Genomic DNA, 17,129 nt, shown 5'->3' on the forward strand with positions numbered 1-17,129 from the left:
GCGCTTTCTAAGGTTTATCTTGCGCAAACAACATAAGTCTGGAAAGTGAACGACAAAAGAGCCGCGCAGCGTCACGCGGCAAGATGCCATCCACCAAATCAGCGCAGTTTCATGAACCACAACGATCACAGCAATTTGCAGCCGCTCGATCAGGGCATTGCCCGCGCGGCGCGGTTTCCGCAATGGCTGATGGCTGTGGCAGGTGGAGCGATTGTTGTTATCGCGTGGGCTTGGCTGAGTGTGCAGTCTGCGGGTGTTATGGCATTCTCGACCGAAGAACTCGGCCCCGGCATGCGTATACTTGAGCCCGCGCTGGGCTGGATCGCGGAACGTGCAAAAACCTCGCCGTTTTTTGAAAGCCTGCTTTATCTGTGCACGCCGCAAAGCCTGTCGTCAGACCTGGCAACCTTTGCAACGCTGTTTTCCATGTGGTTGGCCATGTCGGTGGCGATGATGCTGCCATCTGCGGCGCCGATGTTGCGCACCTACGCTGATATTGCTCACGTGGCCCGCGAAAGAGGGGAAACGACCGTAAGTCTCTCAGTTCTTGCAGGCGGATATATTTTTATCTGGGGTGTTTTCGCGCTCGCGATCGCCGCTTTGCAGATGGCGATTATGATCGGATTAAACGCAGGCGCAGCCGCTCCGCTGGTTGGTTGGATCGGCGGGTTTATTCTTCTGGGTGCCGGACTGTACCAATTCAGCGCTCTCAAAGACGCCTGCCTGGAAAAATGTCGCAATCCTTTCAACACTTTGTTTGCAAGCTGGAGAACAGATCGATCTGGTGTTTTCAAGTTGGGAATAGAGCAGGGTGTGTTTTGCATCGGCTGTTGCTGGGCAATCATGCTGGTAATGTTCGTTGTGGGAACAATGAATCTTGTCTGGATGGCCTTCTTCACCCTGTTTGCGATTGTTGAAAAAAGTGGTCGCGGCAATGTGACTTCACTTGTATCTGGCTGCATATTGATGTTTTGGGGAGGGGCGCTGCTCGTTCTCGCAGCGCTTACAGATTTGGGAGTGACTATCTGATGGCTAAAGACGACTGGAGCATGAAGGGCGAATTGGTCCTTTCTTGTAATTGCACCGTATTCTGCCCCTGCGTTCTTTCGCTGGGCGATCACCCACCGACGGAAGGCTACTGCCAGACATGGGCAGGCTTCCGCATCGATGAAGGTCATTTCAACGACACCGACCTTTCCGGTATCAATCTTGGTCTGATTATGGAAATTCCGGGCTACATGAGCCGTGGTAACTGGACGGCTGGCCTGATGGTCGACCAAGGCGCCTCCATCTACGCTACTAAAGCGCTGACCAAGATTTTCACGGGCAAGGCAGGTGGCACAACGCATCTGCTGTCTATTCTGGTCGGCAACTTCCTCGGCGTTTCGCACCACCCCATCAGCTACGAGATGGAAAACGACACCCGCATCATCAAAATCCCGAAAATGATCGACGGTCGCATCACGCCAATTCCAGGTAACGACAAAGACGGCCACACGGTCATCAAGAACTCGCAATACTGGATTGCCGAAGACATTATCGTCGCCCGTTCCGAGAAAAGCCGCTTCCGCGCCTTTGGCCGAAACTGGAAGCTGGACGGCCTGTCGGCTGAAATCTGCAAGTTGGACTGGCACAGCTAAGGCATGGTGACGCGGCCGCCAAACAATGTGCTGATTGGGTTTTCAATACACCTTTTCACAGCCTCCGGCGCTTTTTGGGCGTTTATGGCGCTAACGGCTGCCGCCGCCAGCAATTTCACGCAGATGTGGTTCTGGCTGGGCGTTGCTCTGCTCGTCGACGGCGTTGACGGCCCATTGGCACGCTATTTCCATGTCAAAAGCGTGCTGCCAAACTGGTCTGGCGAAATGCTGGATTCGATCATCGACTACGTGACATTCGTGCTCATTCCAGCCTTTGCTCTCTATCAGTCAGGTTTTCTTGAGGAATATGCATCCTTCATCTGCGCGGCCCTGATCGTTTGCACCAGTGCGATCTATTACGCCGATACCCGCATGAAAAGCCGCGACAATTGCTTTATCGGCTTTCCAGTCTGCTGGAATATGTTGATATTTACACTCTTTGTCATACAGCCCAATTGGTACGTCGCTTTTGCGGTCGTCATCATTTCGGCCGGATTGACCTTCGCACCATTGCTGTTCGTCCACCCCGTTCGCGTTAAGACGTGGCGCGTGCAAACGCTTTCCATCTTCGCGATCTGGAGCTTGTGCGGAGCGATTGCGCTCTACGCTGGGTACAACAACGAGAACGTTCCATTGATTGTACAGATCGGCATCGCGCTAACGGGACTGTATCTGTATTGCGTGGGCTTCGTGCTTCAGTTTTTGAAAAAGGTGGCCTGAGTGCGGGCGTAAACAACCGATTGAGGTGCAAGCGATATGGAACTGTTGTCGGACCCAACGGTGTGGATAAGTTTCCTGACTTTGACAGTGATGGAAATCGTCCTTGGCATCGACAACATCGTTTTCATCTCAGTCATCATCAATCGCCTGCCTCCAGAAATGGCCGAGCGTGCGAGAAAGATCGGGCTCGCTCTGGCTCTGATTTTCCGCATCATTCTCTTGATGTTTCTTACATGGATCATTGGCCTGCAGGCTGATGTTTTCGAAGCCTTCGGTCACGCCTTTTCTTGGCGTGACATAATCTTGATCGCGGGTGGTGTGTTCCTCGTTTACAAAGCTACCGCTGAAATACACGAGGAATTTGAGGGAGAGACCGAAGAAGAACAGGCTGGAAGGCTCGCGTCAGCCGCATTCTCCGCCATTATCGGACAAATCATTATTGTGGACATGGTATTCTCCGTCGACAGCATCATCACGGCTATCGGCATGGCAGAGCACGTTGAGGTGATGATCGCTGCAGTGGTCGTTGCCATCGGCGTGATGTATTTCGCGTCCGGCACGATTTCAGATTTCATCCGCCGCCACCCAACGACAAAAATGCTGGCGCTTGCCTTCCTGCTGCTTATTGGCGTTTCGCTCGTGGCAGACGGCTTCGGCTTCCACATTCCACGCGGCTACATTTATGCAGCGATGGGTTTTTCGGTGTTGGTTGAGACATTCAACATCATGGCCAGCAACAGACGCCGCAAGAACGCCGGCCAATGATAAACCTCAATGGCCTGCGTAGGGCTGGAGCATTTCCCGTCTTCGCGGTGTTCTTCTGTGAAGCCTTTGTGCTGGGCAACTGGATTCCTCGAATCCCAGACGTCAAGGCCCAGTTCGGGCTTAGTGCCAGCGATTTGGGGCTGGCGTTGTTCGTCATCAGCGCAGGCACGCTTGTCTCTTTCACATTCTCCGGGGCGCTTGTTCGCGCCATTGGGCTGAAACATGGCAATATGCTGGCAAACCCGCTTTGGGCTCTTTTTATCGGCCTTGCCCCCCTGATGCCCGATTTTGCAAGCCTGTGCGGGGTCTTGTTGCTGGCGGGAATTTCGGTCGGTGTGCAAGAGGTGGCGATGAACACGGCTGCTGAAGAAGTCACCAAGCGATCAAGCGTCGAGATCATGTCGCGCTCCCACGGTTGCTGGAGCTTGGGCTCGCTTGTGGGTGCTTTGGTGGGTGCAGGCTTCGCATGGGCGGGGTTTGATCCCGCAGCCCATTTCGCAATCGCCATGCCCCTCGCTTTTGCGATGGGGGTGACGGCAGGATGGTTCATCAAAAACCGCGCCGTGCCAGACATTGCCGATGGTGGGGGACTGCCCTTCAAACTGCCGTCGCGTAGCATGATGGCACTGTGTGTCATGCCTATTGGCATCATGCTTGTCGAAGGTGCATTTATTGATTGGTCAGCCGTTTTCGTAAAATCCGTGCTGGAGGGTGGTCCGGTCGCGATCGGCTTGATCTATGCTGCGTTCTCTCTGGTTATGGCCGCAACACGGCTCAGCGGCGATGCGTTGCTTGAACGGTTTGGCCCGCTTCGGGTGGCTAGAATTTCCGCACTATCGGCAATGTTCGGGATCGCAGTTTTCGCATTGGCACCCAATACGCCAACGGCATTCATTGCGGCTGTGTTCTCAGGGTTGGGCGTTGCAATATGCTATCCCGTAGCTGTCTCCGCCGCAGCCAGAAGACCCGGTAATGCGGAAGACAACGTAGCAGCAATTTCCATGTTCGCCTTTACATCCTTTATGGTAGCGCCGCCGCTTATCGGTTTCCTCGCAGACAGTATCGGCCTGCGCATTGCGCTGCTGTGCATTGTGCCCCTTGCCGCTACATCGTATCTGTTGAGCAGCGAACTCGTGAAAGGTCATCCATCCAATGGTCAAAGCAATTCAGATTAGTGAGACTGGCGGCCCTGAAGTCCTCAAACTGGTCGATCTCGATGTGGCGGAACCCGGTCCGGGCGAGGTTTTGATCCGTCACACTGCAGTAGGCTTGAACTTTATCGACGTTTATTTCCGAACGGGCCTCTATCCTGCACCACAAATGCCGTTCGTTCCCGGCATGGAAGGGGCTGGGCATGTTCTGGCCGTCGGGGAAGGCGTGAACCGCTTCAAGGAAGGCGACCGCGTCGCGTATGCCGGCCCGATGGGCTCTTATAGCGAAGAGCGGATTATTGACGCCTCACGCATCGTGGCCGTGCCGGATGATATTTCCGACGAGACAGCCGCAGGCATGATGCTGCAGGGCATGACCGCACGATATCTGTTGCGCGCAACCTTTGACGTCACATCCGATACCACACTCTTATTCCACGCCGCCGCGGGTGGCGTTGGTCTCATTGCGGGTCAATGGGCGCGTAAGTTGGGTGCAACGGTAATCGGCACTGCCGGATCCGCTGAGAAATGCGAGTTGGCACTGCAAAATGGTTACGACCACATGATCAACTACCGTGAGGAAGACTTCGTTGAACGGGTCAAGGAAATCACCTCTGGTGTCGGCGTTGACGTGGTTTATGATTCCGTGGGCAAAGACACATTCCCCGGTTCGCTCGATTGCCTGAAAATGCGCGGTATGTGGGTCAGTTTCGGTCAGTCATCGGGCGCTTTGCCAGACATAAACCTTGGAATTCTATCACAAAAAGGTTCGCTCTTTGCTACGCGGCCAACGCTGTTCAACTACATTGCCAGCGAGTCTGAACTTGATGAAACTGCCCATGACTTATTCGAAGTCGTATCGAACGGAGACGTGAAGATCGCCGTCAACCAACAATACCCCTTGGCAGATGCTGCAGACGCGCACCGCGATCTTGAAGCCCGCAAGACCGTTGGCTCCACGATTTTGATTCCATAAAAACCACAAAGACGTGGACAGGCCTTTGCCTTACGATAGCCTTGAGCGTTGAATTGGCTTAGCCTTCTGTTGTTCAACGCATATCCGGGTTGCGTCAATGGTGGAAGCGGCATCACAGCCGAAATTGGAAAGCGCATCTCCGCTCTTGGAAGTGCGCGCTGTCACCAAAAAATTTGGCGATCTGGTTGCCAATGATGCGGTTGATTTGACGATAAAGTCTGGCGAAATCCACGCCTTTCTGGGTGAGAATGGCGCTGGAAAATCCACGCTGGTCAAAATCATATTCGGTTCGCTGCAGCCAAACGCAGGCCAAATATTGTGGCGTGGCAGTCCAGTGAACATCAACTCGCCAGCAGACGCCCGGGCGCTTGGCATCGGCATGGTTTTTCAGCATTTTTCGCTGTTTGAAGCTCTGACAGTGGCGGAAAACATCGCGCTTAGCTTTTCTAGCGATACAGATCTGCAAGAAATTGAAGCCCGCACGACGCAGCTATCGCGCCAATATGGCCTGCCGCTCGACCCACGTGCGGTAGTGGGCGATCTGTCTGTTGGAGAGCGCCAGCGCGTGGAGATCATCCGCTGTTTGATGCAGGATCCGGCGTTGATTATCCTTGACGAACCAACATCCGTTCTAACGCCCCAAGAAGCCGACACCCTGTTTGAGACGCTGTTTCGTCTGCGCGATGAGGGCAGGGCAATCCTCTACATCAGCCACCGTTTGGACGAAGTGAAGCGATTGTGCTCCACAGCAACCATTCTTCGCCACGGCAAGGTGGTGGACGCTTGTGACCCACGCAAAGAGACCGCTGCAACTTTGGCTGCAAAAATGGTTGGGGCAGACCTAGATGATGTCATTCGTGAGAAAGTGGCCTTCGGTGAAACAGCAATATTGCAAGTAAACGGTCTGTCCGTTTCAGCAAGCCATCCGTTCGCTGTCGCGCTGCGCAACATCAATCTTGCTGTTCATCCCGGTGAGGTGCTTTGCATTGCAGGAATTGCGGGGAACGGGCAGGGCGAATTGTTCGACGCCATCTCTGGCGAGATCACGCAGGACCGTGCTGATACAATTCTTATCGATAGCCAAACCGTTGGTAACCTAGGCATTTCGCAGCGTCGTAAGCTCGGCGCTGCCTTCGTGCCGGAAGAACGCCTCGGGCATGGGGCTGTTCCCGGCATGAAACTCACCGACAACATGCTTCTCGCCCGCCACGAAAGCGATGCGGATGCTTTCGGCGCAATGGGCAGGCTCAAAGTAATCTTGCGCGACGCTATTGCTGCCGCCACAAAGCGTGTGTCCGCGGCGATGGACGTGCGTAAATCGTCGGAGAACCCCGCCGCATCGGCGTTATCTGGCGGCAATCTTCAGAAGTTCCTGATGGGCCGCGAACTCGACCGAAAGCCTCGTTTGTTGGTAGTCAATCAACCCACATGGGGCGTGGATGCGGGTGCCGCGACATTCATTCGCCAATCCCTGATTGACTTGGCTACATCCGGTTCTGCCGTGTTGGTCATTTCTCAGGACCTGGACGAAGTGTTCGAAATCGCGACAACCATTGCGGTGATCGCTGATGGCCAACTGTCTGCCGCCGAACCGGCAGCTGCGATGAACCGTGAGCGCATTGGCCTGATGATGACTGGCACAAAGCCTGCCACGAAAGCGGCATAAGGATGCGTATCGAACTTCAAAAACGCGATAATCCTTCAGCGCTTTTTGCTTTGCTGTCGCCCGTATTTGCGATGGCACTGACCATGATCGTCGGTGCGATCATGTTCACTTTCCTTGGCAAGAACCCGGCGACCGCGCTTTACACATACTTCGTTCTGCCTCTTACAGACGCCTGGTTGCTGGAACAAATCGTCATCAAGGCAACACCGCTTGTGCTGATTGCCATCGGCCTTGCTGTCTGCTTTCGCTCTGGCAACTGGAACATCGGTGCCGAGGGACAATACATCATCGGCGGAATGTTCGGCGCGATCATCCCGGTCTATTTCAACGAGTGGAATTCGCTCCTTGTCTTGCCCTTGGTTTTGCTGATGGGAGCAATTGGCGGCGCTCTGTATGCAGCCGTTCCGGCTGTGCTGAAATCGCGCTTCGGCACCAACGAAATTCTCACCAGCCTGATGCTGGTCTATGTGGCCCAACAACTTGTCGACTGGCTGGTGCGAGCGCCCTGGCGCAACCCGCAGGGGATGGGGTTTCCGGGCACAAAGCCGTTCAACGAAAGCGCTGTGCTGCCGAATATCCTGGAACGGGGAGACGCTCACTACGGGGCGGTATTTGCAGTATTATTGGCCGTGATCTTCTGGTTCGTGCTGTCGCGTACGCTTAAAGGCTTTGAGGTCACCGTGTTGGGTGAAAGCCCAAGGGCAGGGCGCTTTGCCGGGTTCAGCGCCAAGAAAATGACCGTATTCGCCTTCCTCGTTTCCGGCGCAATGGCCGGCCTTGCAGGCATCGCGGAAGTCTCAGGCTCAGTAGAAAAACTGGATGACAAAGTCTCGCTCGGCTATGGATTCACTGCGATAATCGTGGCTTTCTTGGGTCGGCTTAATCCTCTTGGAATCGTGCTGGCCGGCCTTGTACTGGCACTCACTTTCATCGGTGGGGAGGAGGCGCAAATTGTCTTAGGCATTTCCGACCGCGCGACGCGGGTGTTCCAAGGCTTGCTGCTGTTCTTCGTTCTCGCAAGCGACACGCTCATTCGCTATCGAGTAAAGGTTGTCTCGACCAAGCCAACCGTGGTGGAGGCATAGACTGTGGATCTCACCGTCATCATCTCCGTAATTCTATCCGTGTGCGCCGCAGCCACGCCCCTGCTTCTAGCTGCCACTGGCGAACTCGTGGTGGAACGCTCTGGCGTTCTCAATCTCGGAGTTGAGGGTATGATGATCATGGGAGCGGTGGCAGGCTTCTCCTTCGCGCAACTGACGGGCAATCCCTATCTCGGTGCCGTCGGCGCGGTGATCGTAGGCGCACTTTTTTCCCAGCTTTTTGCATTTCTCACGCTCTCTCTCGTCACCAATCAGGTGGCGACAGGCTTGGCGCTTACCATCCTTGGCCTCGGCTTGTCCGGCATGATTGGCGAGGGTTTTGTCGGTCAACCGGGCGTGAAGATGGAAGCGCTCAACATCCCAATTCTGACCGACCTTCCTGTTATTGGCAGGCTTCTGTTCGGTCAGGACGCAATCTTCTATGTCTCTCTTGTGGTTGTAGCTGGCGTCACTTGGTTCCTATTTAAAACCCGAGCAGGCTTGATGCTGCGTTCCGTCGGAGACAGTCACACATCCGCCCACGCACTCGGCATCCCTGTCATCCGCATCCGATACCTCGCCATCGCTTTCGGTGGTGCATGTGCGGGGCTTGCAGGCGCGCATCTGTCGCTCGTCCAAGTGCCGCAATGGGTGGAAGGCATGACGGCGGGCAAGGGCTGGATCGCGCTTGCGCTGGTCGTGTTTGCTTCATGGCGCCCGTCGCGGGTTCTGATCGGTGCCTACCTCTTTGGGGCTGTAACACTGGCGCAGTTTCACGCGCAGGCCTACGGGATCGCCATTCCCGCACAATTCCTCTCCTCACTGCCCTACATCGCAACCATAGTTGTGCTCGTTATCATTGCCAGAAACCGCCGCATGACGCTCATCAACACGCCCGCATCTCTCGGCCAACCGTTTGTGCCGGACAGATAAGCTGATAATCCACAGGCCGTGACAGCACGCAGCATTGGCAATCAGAGCCGGGCCGACCTAACATAAAAGCCAGAGGTGAAAACAAACCTCGTCAACTCCCAGGAGACCTCCCGAATGAAAAAAATACTCATCGCACTCGCCGCTTCCGCTGCTGTGCTCACATCCGGCGCTGCAATGGCCGCAAGTCATGCAAAAACCAAAGCCTGCTTCATCTATATCGGCCCAACAGGCGACTTCGGCTGGACATACCAGCACGACCAAGGCCGCCTCGCGGTCGAAGCCGAGTTTGGCGACAAAGTTGAAACCGCTTATCTGGAGAATGTGCCAGAGAGCGCTGAGGCCCAACGCCCCATCGAAAACTTTGCTCGCCAAGGCTGCAACATCATTTTCACCACGTCGTTCAACTACATGGACCCGACCAACAAAGCGGCCGCTAAATACCCTGACGTGAAATTCGAACACGCAACCGGTTACAAGCGCGAACACCCCAACGTCTCAACCTACTCGTCAAAGTTCTATCAGGGTCGTTATATTCAGGGCCAAATCGCTGCAAAAATGTCCAAGACTGGCACGGCAGGTTACATCGCCTCCTTCCCGATCCCCGAAGTGGTGCGCGGCATCAATTCGTTTATCTTGGGCGCTCAGTCAGTCAATCCGGATTTCAAGCTGAAGGTTATCTGGGTATCCACGTGGTTTGACCCCGCTAAGGAATCTGATGCAGCCAAGGCGCTAATCGACCAGGGCGTCGATATCCTTACACAGCACACGGATTCCACCGCACCGCTTCAGGTGGCCGCTGAACGCGGTATCAAGGCCTTTGGGCAGGCATCTGACATGATCAAGTTCGGCCCCGAAACGCAGCTCACGTCGATCATTGACGATTGGGCGCCGTACTACATTGAGCGCGTGAAAGCGGTGATGGACGGAACCTGGGAACAGCAGGACGTCTGGCACGGCATGGACCACGGCTCTGTTGCAATGGCACCTTACACCAATATGCCGGAAGATGTTGCCAAGATGGCGGCCGAAACAGAAGCCAAAATCAAAGCCAACGAGTTCGAGCCGTTCACTGGCCCGATCATGAAACAAGACGGCACGGTCTGGTTGAAAGAGGGCGAAAAGGCCGATATCGGCACGTTGTTGGGCATGAATTTCTACGTCAAAGGTGTAGACGACAAGCTGCCTCAGTAAGATCAAGCTGCAATCTATAGAAAATAGGACGGGGCGGCTTTGGTCGCCCCTTCTTTTTGCCTTTCACGCTTAGCTTGGTCTTGATTTCCCGCAAAGGTTCACCCATAGCAAAGGTGTGGTGAGGTGGCCGAGTGGTTTAAGGCAGCAGTCTTGAAAACTGCCGTGCGTGGAAGCGTACCGTGGGTTCGAATCCCACCCTCACCGCCATTTCTCAAGCGGATCAATATATCGCTTGAGACTGATTTCATGACCTTCACAATTTTTGATGAAAACATCAGCCTTGCGGCAAATTGAATTATGCCGTCTTGGGTCAAGCTGTGACACAAAACTGAAACTTTGCGTCGGATGGTTCCGTATAACTTCAAAACGAAATTGGAGACTTGAGATGACACGCTCGATAACAGCTTTGGCCAGTGCAGCCGTACTGACCGCACTTTCAATTTCCACTCAAGCGTATGCGAAAGATGTAGATATTCCATCGCTCATCACTGATAAAAAAGTTATCCTCAGCACCACCTACGGTGAAATGCCCTTGCGCTACAATGCGGATATGACTGTCATTGGCGATGGCAGCAACACCGGCCTCGTACGTTTCTTCGCGCCGAAAGAGCAGGGCAAGTGGTGGATTTCTGAAAATCAACTGTGCCAGTCATGGCCCACATGGTATGATGGCAAACCCTACTGCTTCAAGATCGAAAAGACGGGTGCAGACAGCATCAAATGGACGCGTAACGATGGCTACAGTGGCACCGCAAAGATCGTCAACTAGCGCGTCCGCTCAGCCGTTAACAGATCGGTAATCACTTCGCTTAAGCAACAAGCAATCCGTTTGCGCCATATTTATCCAATCTTTCGTCAAAGATTGGATAAACTTTATGCGTCTCGTGATTACAATTCCCGCGATGCTTTCGCTAGCTGCGCTTTCTGGTTGCTTCTACGGCAGCACGACAACTGCTACCGTGGGAAGCGCTCCCATAAACGACAAAACCAAGTTTTCCAGTGAAGAATATGGAGTCGCTGCCAGTCCACGGGTGACAACTTCAGCCAAGGTGCGCAAAGGCGGCGGGCGGCGTCATGTAGGAAAACCGTATCAAGTGCGCGGGAAATGGTATGAGCCAAAGGAAGAGCCGGGCTATAACCGCACGGGTCAAGCCTCTTGGTATGGCCCCAACTTTCACGGACGGCTGACAGCAAACGGCGAAGTTTATGACCAGAACGCACTCTCTGGCGCTCACCCAACATTTCCGCTGCCCAGCTACGCGCGCGTAACGAACTTGGCCAACGGAAAGTCCGTAGTCGTAAGGATCAACGACCGCGGACCATTTCACGATGGCAGGGTAATTGATCTGTCATCCCGTGCTGCGCAAATGCTGGAATACCGTTCAAAAGGCATTGCAAATGTCCGTGTGGAATATGTCGGCCCAGCGCCATTGCACGGTCTGGATGAACAATATCTGGCCGGAACCTTCCGCGAGGAGGGTGCAACACAAGTTGCTTCAAGCAGTTCTTCGCCACCAAAGCCGCTGCCAGTGCTAGACACACCTCGGATTGATCGTAGCCGTCTTAGTGCTCTTGGTTTCGTTCCTTGGAGATAGACAGGCTCTGATTATTGTCACAGGTGCCCAAATTCAGTTGAACTGGGTCTGACAGCGCTCTACTGTGCTACCAACTCAACGGTTGGCGGCACCACGGAGCATTAGCTTGCATCTTCACATTCAGAATACTATTCAAACTATTGTTTTAACATTAGTATTTTCGCTTGTGGGCTTTGGGCTTGCTTATGCTCAAGGCTTCCAAACCAAGGCCAAGCAAGCCGTGGTGATGGATTATGAAACGGGCACAATCCTTTTCCAGAAGAACGCTGACCAACTGATACCACCGGCGTCGCTTGCCAAACTAATGACAATGGCTGTTGTCTTCGATGCGTTGAAGTCCGGTCGACTTACGCTTGAAGACACTTTCACAATTTCTGAAGACGCCTGGCGGCGCGGTGGCGCAAATTCCGGCGGCTCGTCAATGTTCGCCAAACTCAATGACGATATTCGCCTTGAGGACCTTATTCGCGGCGTGATCATCCAATCAGGCAACGATGCCGCAATCGCAATTGCCGAAGGTATGGCGGGTTCGGAAGTCGCATTCGCCGGGCTGATGAACCAGCTCGCCCGAAGAATTGGCTTGGAGCAGTCCACATTCCGTAATTCCACGGGCCTTCCGGACGATGAGCAGAAAGTGACAGCCCGCGAGTTGGCGTATCTGGCCCGCCATATAATCCGCAACCACCCTGAATATTACAGCATCTATTCCGAGCCGGAATTCAAATGGGGCCGCATAAACCAACGCAACCGCAATCCCCTGCTTGGCAAGGTTGACGGCGCAGACGGATTGAAAACAGGTTTCACAACTGCTTCAGGCTACGCGCTCGTCGGCTCTGCTCAGCAAGAAGGCCGTCGTGTCATCATAGTTTTGAGCGGGTTGGAATCCATACGCGAACGCTCTGCTGAAGCCGTCAAAATCATGCGTTGGGGTTTTCGCGCTTTCGAACCGATTGAGCTTTTCGCAGCAGGCGAAAGCGTGGGCGAGGCAGATGTCTACGGAGGCGCAAAAAGTGGCGTTTCTCTGCGCGCAGCAGACGGTGCGCTGAAGATCTTCGTACCGATTGGTTTCCGTGACCGACTGAGAATGCAGATCGTCTTCAAGGGTCCGCTTTTGCCCCCCGTAAATGAGGGCGATCAGGTGGCTAAACTACAAGTGTTGATTGACGGTGCGGTGAGCCAGGAAACCTTGCTCTATGCCGCTGAATCGGTGGAGCAGGGCACGATTACCCAGCGGGCAACGGATGCGATACAGGAATTGCTGGTCGGTCTGATCCGCTTCTAGTGGCATGGCGGTTGTATCGATCAATTGCGCACAGAGCGTTGCGGAAATGATTGTCGTACAATGAACCAACGTTTCATCACATTTGAAGGCGGGGAAGGGGCAGGCAAGTCAACGCAGATTAAGCGTCTTGCCGAGCGACTGGAAGCACAGGGTCATTCAGTACTTATTACACGCGAACCAGGCGGAACGGCTGGCGCAGAAGCCATTCGCCACGTTATCCTTTCAGGAGCCGCAGAGCCCTATGGCACGGAAATGGAAGCCCTGTTGTTTGCCGCAGCCCGCAGCGATAACGTGCAAAACATCATCCTGCCGGCCTTACGTGCAGGAAAAATCGTGCTGTGTGATCGCTTCCTCGATTCCTCCCGCGTCTACCAAGGGATGACTGGCAATGTAGACATGGATTTCGTGCTGCAAATGGAGCGAGCCGTGACAGAAGGCGCACGCCCCGGCCTCACTCTAATTTTTGATCTTCCCGCCGAGATTGGCGCTGAACGGGCCGCAAAAAGACGCACGGAGGACCAACCGGACCGTTATGAAAAAGAGGCTTTAGCGCAGCAAGAAGCCCGCCGCCAAGCATTCTTGAAAATTGCAAAGGATGAGCCCGACCGTTGTCTGGTCATTGATGCCAGCCAACCAATTGCTGATGTGAACAAAGCTGTCGATACGGCGGTGGATGCATATTTGGGAGCGTTTGAGGATGCTTGAGGCCGAAGAACGTCCTGTAGCAGACCGGCTGGACGAAATTACCCACCCTGCACAATCCACACGCCTTTTTGGCCATGACGATGCCTTTGGTCGCGTGGAAAAAGCGTGGCAATCCGGCAGGCTGCATCATGCATGGCTCATCAGCGGCCCGCGCGGCATCGGCAAAGCAACGCTGGCGTTTCACCTCGCAAAGGGGTTGCTGTCGCACCCCAAGGGCGCTGCGGACGGCGTCACGCTGCGGGATGTAACGGAATCCAGCGCAGCGCAGGTGGCGAATGGTGCGCATCCAAACTTGCTGCATTTGACCAGACCTTGGGATGACAAAGGCAAGCGCTTCAAAACACAATTATCGGTTGATGAAATCCGCCGCACCCGCAATTTCTACGGCATGACAGCCGGCGGCGACGGGTGGCGTGTGGCCATCGTGGACGCTGCCGACGATATGAACGCCAGCGCTGCCAACGCGCTGCTGAAAATTTTAGAAGAACCGCCAAAACAATCTATTTTCTTCGTGATCACCCATTCGGCCGGAAGCCTGTTGCCGACTATACGTTCCCGCTGCCAAATGCTGCGGCTGGGCCCACTGCCCGATAATGCGGTTATCTCGACGCTCGACCATCTCGGTGTGCAGAGCGGAGACGATACCCGCGCCCGCATCGGCACACTGTCTGGAGGCAGTCCGCGGCGTGCGATCCAGCTTCTCCACGGCAAGGTGCTCAGCCACTACTCAACCTTTGAAACGCTGATGGGGCAGGGCGCTGTCGGTGCAGCAAGCGAGTGGGCCAAAGCTCACTCAATCGCCGAGGCGTTGTCGCGCCGTGACGCTGAGCAAGACTTCACACTCTTCATTGATCTCGCCCTCGCATGGATTGGCGGTACGGCGCAGCGAAATGCCGCCACCGAAAGCCTGCAATTGCTTGCGACTTGGGGCGACGTGTGGGAAAAGGCAACCCGCATGGTGACGGTGTCCGATGCATTCAATCTCGACCGCAAACAGGTGATTTTAAACCTCTTCGCGCTCGTTTTCGAACGCAACGCCGCTGTCCGCTAAATTCTGAAAGCGCACGAGCCCATTTCAATGGCCAAAAAGCCTTATTACATTACGACCGCAATATCCTATCCCAACGGCGCACCGCATATAGGCCACGCTTACGAGTTCATCTGCGCCGATGCGATTGCACGTTTCAAGCGGTTGGACGGATACGACACACGGTTTCAGATTGGCACGGATGTTCACGGCCAGAAAATGTGGCAGACCGCACGCGATCTGGGCATCACCGCAAAGGAATTGGCAGCCAAAAATTCCGACGAATTCCAGCGTATGACCGATCTGCTAAACGTCTCTTACGATCGTTTCATCCGCACATCTGACGCCGACCACCACGCATCCTGCCAAGCGATCTGGAAGGCGATGGAGGCCAATGGCGACATCTACAAGTCAGTTTATTCTGGCTGGTATTCAGTGCGCGATGAAGCCTATTACGACGAGAGCGAAATCACGCTAAGCGATGAAGGCACACGCCTTGGCCCACAGGGGACACCTGTCGAATGGGTTGATGAGGAGAGCTATTTCTTCAAACTGTCGGAATATCAAGACAAGCTGCTAGCGCTTTACGAAAGCCAACCCAACTACATTTTGCCTGAAAGCCGACGAAACGAGATTGTCTCTTTCGTCAAAGGTGGGCTGATCGATCTGTCCATTTCACGCACCACATTTGATTGGGGCGTAAAGGTGCCGGGCGACGAAAAACACGTCATGTATGTGTGGGTTGACGCGCTTACCAACTACATCACGGGTGTCGGCTACCCAAACACTGAAGACGAGCTTTGGCGTTTCTGGCCAGCCGACTTGCACGTGATCGGTAAGGACATCACCCGCTTCCACGCTGTCTATTGGCCAGCGTTCCTAATGTCCGCTGGCATTGCGGTGCCAAAGGCGGTCTTTGGGCACGGATTTTTGCTCAACAAGGGCGAGAAAATGTCGAAGTCGCTCGGAAATGTCGAAAGCCCGTTCGGCATGGCGGAGGTCTATGGCATCGACCAACTGCGCTATTTCTGCCTGCGTATGGTGCGGTTCGGCTCCGATGGCTCTTACAGCCATGAAGATATCGTCAACCACACGAATGCCGACCTTGCCAACAATTTCGGTAATCTTGCTCAGAGAAGTTTATCGATGATCTTCAAAAATTGCGGAGGCGTCATAGCGCCGGGCAGTGATTTTAACGCAGCTGACGAAGCGTTGTTAGCGCTGTGCGATGGTGTGATTGAGCCTTGTCGTGCGGCGATGGATGCGACACATCCAAACGAGGCGCTGGACGCAATCTGGAGCGTTTTGGACGAAGCCAACCGGTATTTCGACGAGCAAGCGCCATGGGGATTGAAGAAGACAGATCCCGAGCGGATGAAAACCGTACTTTTCGTCACCGCAGAAGTCGTTCGCCAGGTCGCAATTCTCACACAAGCGTTTCTACCAGCAAGCGCTGAAAAACTTCTCGATCAATTGACCATCAACGCCGCTTCTCGTGATTTCGCATCGTTGGGGCAGGCTGGGCGCCTTGCTTACGGTACCGTCATCGACCAGCCACAAGGCGTTTTCCCGCGCTATGTAGAGACAACCTGATGCTAGTCGACAGCCATTGCCATCTGGATTTCCCAGATTTCGCCGAAGAACTCGACGATGTAGTGGCCCGTGCACGCAGCGTTGGCATTGGCCGAATGGTCACGATTTGCACACGAGTGCGGAAATTTCCGGACGTTCTTGCTGTCGCTGAGCGCTTTGACGACGTTTTCTGTTCGGTCGGCACGCACCCGCACAATGCTGCCGAAGAATTGGACGTTACCACCGACAAACTGGTGGAACTTTCGCAACACCGCAAAGTCGTCGCCATAGGCGAAGCGGGCCTCGATTATCACTACGATAAATCACCCCGTGACGCCCAGGCACAAGGGTTCCGCACCCATATCGCGGCCGCACGTGAAACCGGTCTGCCGCTCGTTATCCACGCCCGCAGCGCCGACGAAGACATGATTTCGATACTGGAAGAGGAAACACGGGCAGGGGCCTTCCCGGCTGTGCTCCATTGCTTCTCATCGGGCCGAAAACTTGCCGAGCGTGGAATTGAATTGGGCCTCTATGTCTCGTTTTCCGGTATTTTGACCTTCAAGAACAGCGAAGAAGTTAGAGATATAGCCCGCGACATGCCCCGCGACCGTGTTTTGGTGGAAACCGACTCGCCCTATCTCGCCCCCATGCCAAACCGTGGGAAACGCAACGAGCCCGCCTATACAGTGCACACGGCACAGACTTTGGGCGACGTTTGGGGCCTCGACCGCGAGAGTGTGTGGAGGCAGACGACAGAAAATTTCTTGCGCCTGTTCTCCAAAGTGCCTGCCCCCGAACGCCAAATCCCGGAAGCCTGAGCG

At 54.6% G+C, this 17,129-nt stretch carries 17 protein-coding genes and 1 tRNA gene; all 18 read left to right on the forward strand.

The genetic code is table 11. The features are described 5' to 3' along the window. Positions 1 to 111 precede the first annotated feature (111 nt). The 18 genes from ACFQ14_RS16300 to ACFQ14_RS16385 all read left to right on the forward strand — a co-directional run bounded on the left by ACFQ14_RS16300 (position 112) and on the right by ACFQ14_RS16385 (position 17,126). On the forward strand, positions 112 to 1,029 hold the full coding sequence (locus tag ACFQ14_RS16300) for a DUF2182 domain-containing protein (RefSeq protein WP_377213818.1): 918 nt from the start codon (positions 112 to 114) through the stop codon (positions 1,027 to 1,029). Next, positions 1,029 to 1,640 carry a DUF1326 domain-containing protein gene (locus ACFQ14_RS16305; protein ID WP_377213819.1) on the forward strand — a complete coding sequence of 204 codons (612 nt, stop codon included), beginning with the start codon at positions 1,029 to 1,031 and terminating at the stop codon, positions 1,638 to 1,640. The genes ACFQ14_RS16300 and ACFQ14_RS16305 overlap by 1 nt, the downstream gene beginning before the upstream one ends. A gap of 3 nt (positions 1,641 to 1,643) precedes the next feature. Next, on the forward strand, positions 1,644 to 2,360 hold the full coding sequence (locus ACFQ14_RS16310; RefSeq protein WP_377213820.1) for a CDP-alcohol phosphatidyltransferase family protein: 717 nt from the start codon (positions 1,644 to 1,646) through the stop codon (positions 2,358 to 2,360). 36 nt (positions 2,361 to 2,396) lie between these two features. Next, on the forward strand, positions 2,397 to 3,125 hold the full coding sequence (locus ACFQ14_RS16315) for a TerC family protein (RefSeq protein ID WP_377213821.1): 729 nt from the start codon (positions 2,397 to 2,399) through the stop codon (positions 3,123 to 3,125). Continuing rightward, on the forward strand, positions 3,122 to 4,300 hold the full coding sequence (locus ACFQ14_RS16320; protein WP_377213822.1) for an MFS transporter: 1,179 nt from the start codon (positions 3,122 to 3,124) through the stop codon (positions 4,298 to 4,300). The genes ACFQ14_RS16315 and ACFQ14_RS16320 overlap by 4 nt, the downstream gene beginning before the upstream one ends. Beyond that, positions 4,278 to 5,252 carry a quinone oxidoreductase family protein gene (locus ACFQ14_RS16325; RefSeq protein ID WP_377213823.1) on the forward strand — a complete coding sequence of 325 codons (975 nt, stop codon included), beginning with the start codon at positions 4,278 to 4,280 and terminating at the stop codon, positions 5,250 to 5,252. The genes ACFQ14_RS16320 and ACFQ14_RS16325 overlap by 23 nt, the downstream gene beginning before the upstream one ends. A gap of 97 nt (positions 5,253 to 5,349) precedes the next feature. After that, positions 5,350 to 6,918, forward strand: coding sequence for an ABC transporter ATP-binding protein (locus ACFQ14_RS16330; RefSeq protein ID WP_377213824.1), 1,569 nt, complete (start codon positions 5,350 to 5,352; stop codon positions 6,916 to 6,918). Between the two features lie 2 nt (positions 6,919 to 6,920). After that, the gene (locus ACFQ14_RS16335; protein WP_377213825.1) at positions 6,921 to 8,003 is read left to right on the forward strand and encodes an ABC transporter permease; all 1,083 of its coding nucleotides are present in this window, start codon (positions 6,921 to 6,923) and stop codon (positions 8,001 to 8,003) included. A gap of 18 nt (positions 8,004 to 8,021) precedes the next feature. After that, complete coding sequence (locus ACFQ14_RS16340; protein ID WP_377213965.1) at positions 8,022 to 8,933, forward strand: ABC transporter permease; 912 nt, start codon at positions 8,022 to 8,024, stop codon at positions 8,931 to 8,933. Between the two features lie 114 nt (positions 8,934 to 9,047). Next, positions 9,048 to 10,124, forward strand: a complete 1,077-nt coding sequence (locus tag ACFQ14_RS16345; protein ID WP_377213826.1) for a BMP family ABC transporter substrate-binding protein — start codon at positions 9,048 to 9,050, stop codon at positions 10,122 to 10,124. Between the two features lie 117 nt (positions 10,125 to 10,241). Beyond that, positions 10,242 to 10,331: transfer RNA gene (locus ACFQ14_RS16350), tRNA-Ser, on the forward strand. 178 nt (positions 10,332 to 10,509) lie between these two features. Continuing rightward, entirely contained in the window at positions 10,510 to 10,893 is a 384-nt protein-coding gene (locus ACFQ14_RS16355; protein WP_377213827.1) for a hypothetical protein, read from the forward strand. 106 nt (positions 10,894 to 10,999) lie between these two features. Beyond that, complete coding sequence (locus ACFQ14_RS16360) at positions 11,000 to 11,719, forward strand: septal ring lytic transglycosylase RlpA family protein (protein WP_377213828.1); 720 nt, start codon at positions 11,000 to 11,002, stop codon at positions 11,717 to 11,719. A 166-nt stretch (positions 11,720 to 11,885) separates the two neighbouring features. Beyond that, complete coding sequence (locus ACFQ14_RS16365; RefSeq protein WP_377213966.1) at positions 11,886 to 13,001, forward strand: D-alanyl-D-alanine carboxypeptidase family protein; 1,116 nt, start codon at positions 11,886 to 11,888, stop codon at positions 12,999 to 13,001. 60 nt (positions 13,002 to 13,061) lie between these two features. Continuing rightward, a complete protein-coding gene (gene tmk / locus ACFQ14_RS16370; RefSeq protein WP_377213829.1) occupies positions 13,062 to 13,706 on the forward strand; it encodes a dTMP kinase in 645 nt (214 codons plus the stop codon). Continuing rightward, on the forward strand, positions 13,699 to 14,757 hold the full coding sequence (locus tag ACFQ14_RS16375; protein WP_377213830.1) for a DNA polymerase III subunit delta': 1,059 nt from the start codon (positions 13,699 to 13,701) through the stop codon (positions 14,755 to 14,757). The genes tmk and ACFQ14_RS16375 overlap by 8 nt, the downstream gene beginning before the upstream one ends. A gap of 27 nt (positions 14,758 to 14,784) precedes the next feature. After that, positions 14,785 to 16,326: a methionine--tRNA ligase gene (gene metG, locus ACFQ14_RS16380; protein WP_377213831.1), complete on the forward strand. Its 1,542-nt coding sequence runs from the start codon at positions 14,785 to 14,787 to the stop codon at positions 16,324 to 16,326. Then, positions 16,326 to 17,126 (forward strand): TatD family hydrolase, encoded by an 801-nt coding sequence (locus ACFQ14_RS16385; RefSeq protein ID WP_377213832.1) that lies wholly within the window; start codon positions 16,326 to 16,328, stop codon positions 17,124 to 17,126. The genes metG and ACFQ14_RS16385 overlap by 1 nt, the downstream gene beginning before the upstream one ends. The last annotated feature ends 3 nt before the right edge of the window (positions 17,127 to 17,129 follow it).

This window comes from Pseudahrensia aquimaris, assembly GCF_042676045.1.
In the GTDB taxonomy this organism is placed as follows: Bacteria; Pseudomonadota; Alphaproteobacteria; order Rhizobiales; family Rhizobiaceae; genus Pseudahrensia; species Pseudahrensia aquimaris.

Bases quoted from the DNA above. Each gene is read 5' to 3' on its own strand.
- ACFQ14_RS16300 (WP_377213818.1), top strand. From the start codon at position 112: ATGAACCACAACGATCACAGCAATTTGCAGCCGCTCGATCAGGGCATT.
- ACFQ14_RS16305 (WP_377213819.1), top strand. From the start codon at position 1,029: ATGGCTAAAGACGACTGGAGCATGAAGGGCGAATTGGTCCTTTCTTGT.
- ACFQ14_RS16310 (WP_377213820.1), top strand. From the start codon at position 1,644: ATGGTGACGCGGCCGCCAAACAATGTGCTGATTGGGTTTTCAATACAC.
- ACFQ14_RS16315 (WP_377213821.1), top strand. From the start codon at position 2,397: ATGGAACTGTTGTCGGACCCAACGGTGTGGATAAGTTTCCTGACTTTG.
- ACFQ14_RS16320 (WP_377213822.1), top strand. From the start codon at position 3,122: ATGATAAACCTCAATGGCCTGCGTAGGGCTGGAGCATTTCCCGTCTTC.
- ACFQ14_RS16325 (WP_377213823.1), top strand. From the start codon at position 4,278: ATGGTCAAAGCAATTCAGATTAGTGAGACTGGCGGCCCTGAAGTCCTC.
- ACFQ14_RS16330 (WP_377213824.1), top strand. From the start codon at position 5,350: ATGGTGGAAGCGGCATCACAGCCGAAATTGGAAAGCGCATCTCCGCTC.
- ACFQ14_RS16335 (WP_377213825.1), top strand. From the start codon at position 6,921: ATGCGTATCGAACTTCAAAAACGCGATAATCCTTCAGCGCTTTTTGCT.
- ACFQ14_RS16345 (WP_377213826.1), top strand. From the start codon at position 9,048: ATGAAAAAAATACTCATCGCACTCGCCGCTTCCGCTGCTGTGCTCACA.
- ACFQ14_RS16355 (WP_377213827.1), top strand. From the start codon at position 10,510: ATGACACGCTCGATAACAGCTTTGGCCAGTGCAGCCGTACTGACCGCA.
- ACFQ14_RS16360 (WP_377213828.1), top strand. From the start codon at position 11,000: ATGCGTCTCGTGATTACAATTCCCGCGATGCTTTCGCTAGCTGCGCTT.
- tmk (WP_377213829.1), top strand. From the start codon at position 13,062: ATGAACCAACGTTTCATCACATTTGAAGGCGGGGAAGGGGCAGGCAAG.
- ACFQ14_RS16375 (WP_377213830.1), top strand. From the start codon at position 13,699: ATGCTTGAGGCCGAAGAACGTCCTGTAGCAGACCGGCTGGACGAAATT.
- metG (WP_377213831.1), top strand. From the start codon at position 14,785: ATGGCCAAAAAGCCTTATTACATTACGACCGCAATATCCTATCCCAAC.
- ACFQ14_RS16385 (WP_377213832.1), top strand. From the start codon at position 16,326: ATGCTAGTCGACAGCCATTGCCATCTGGATTTCCCAGATTTCGCCGAA.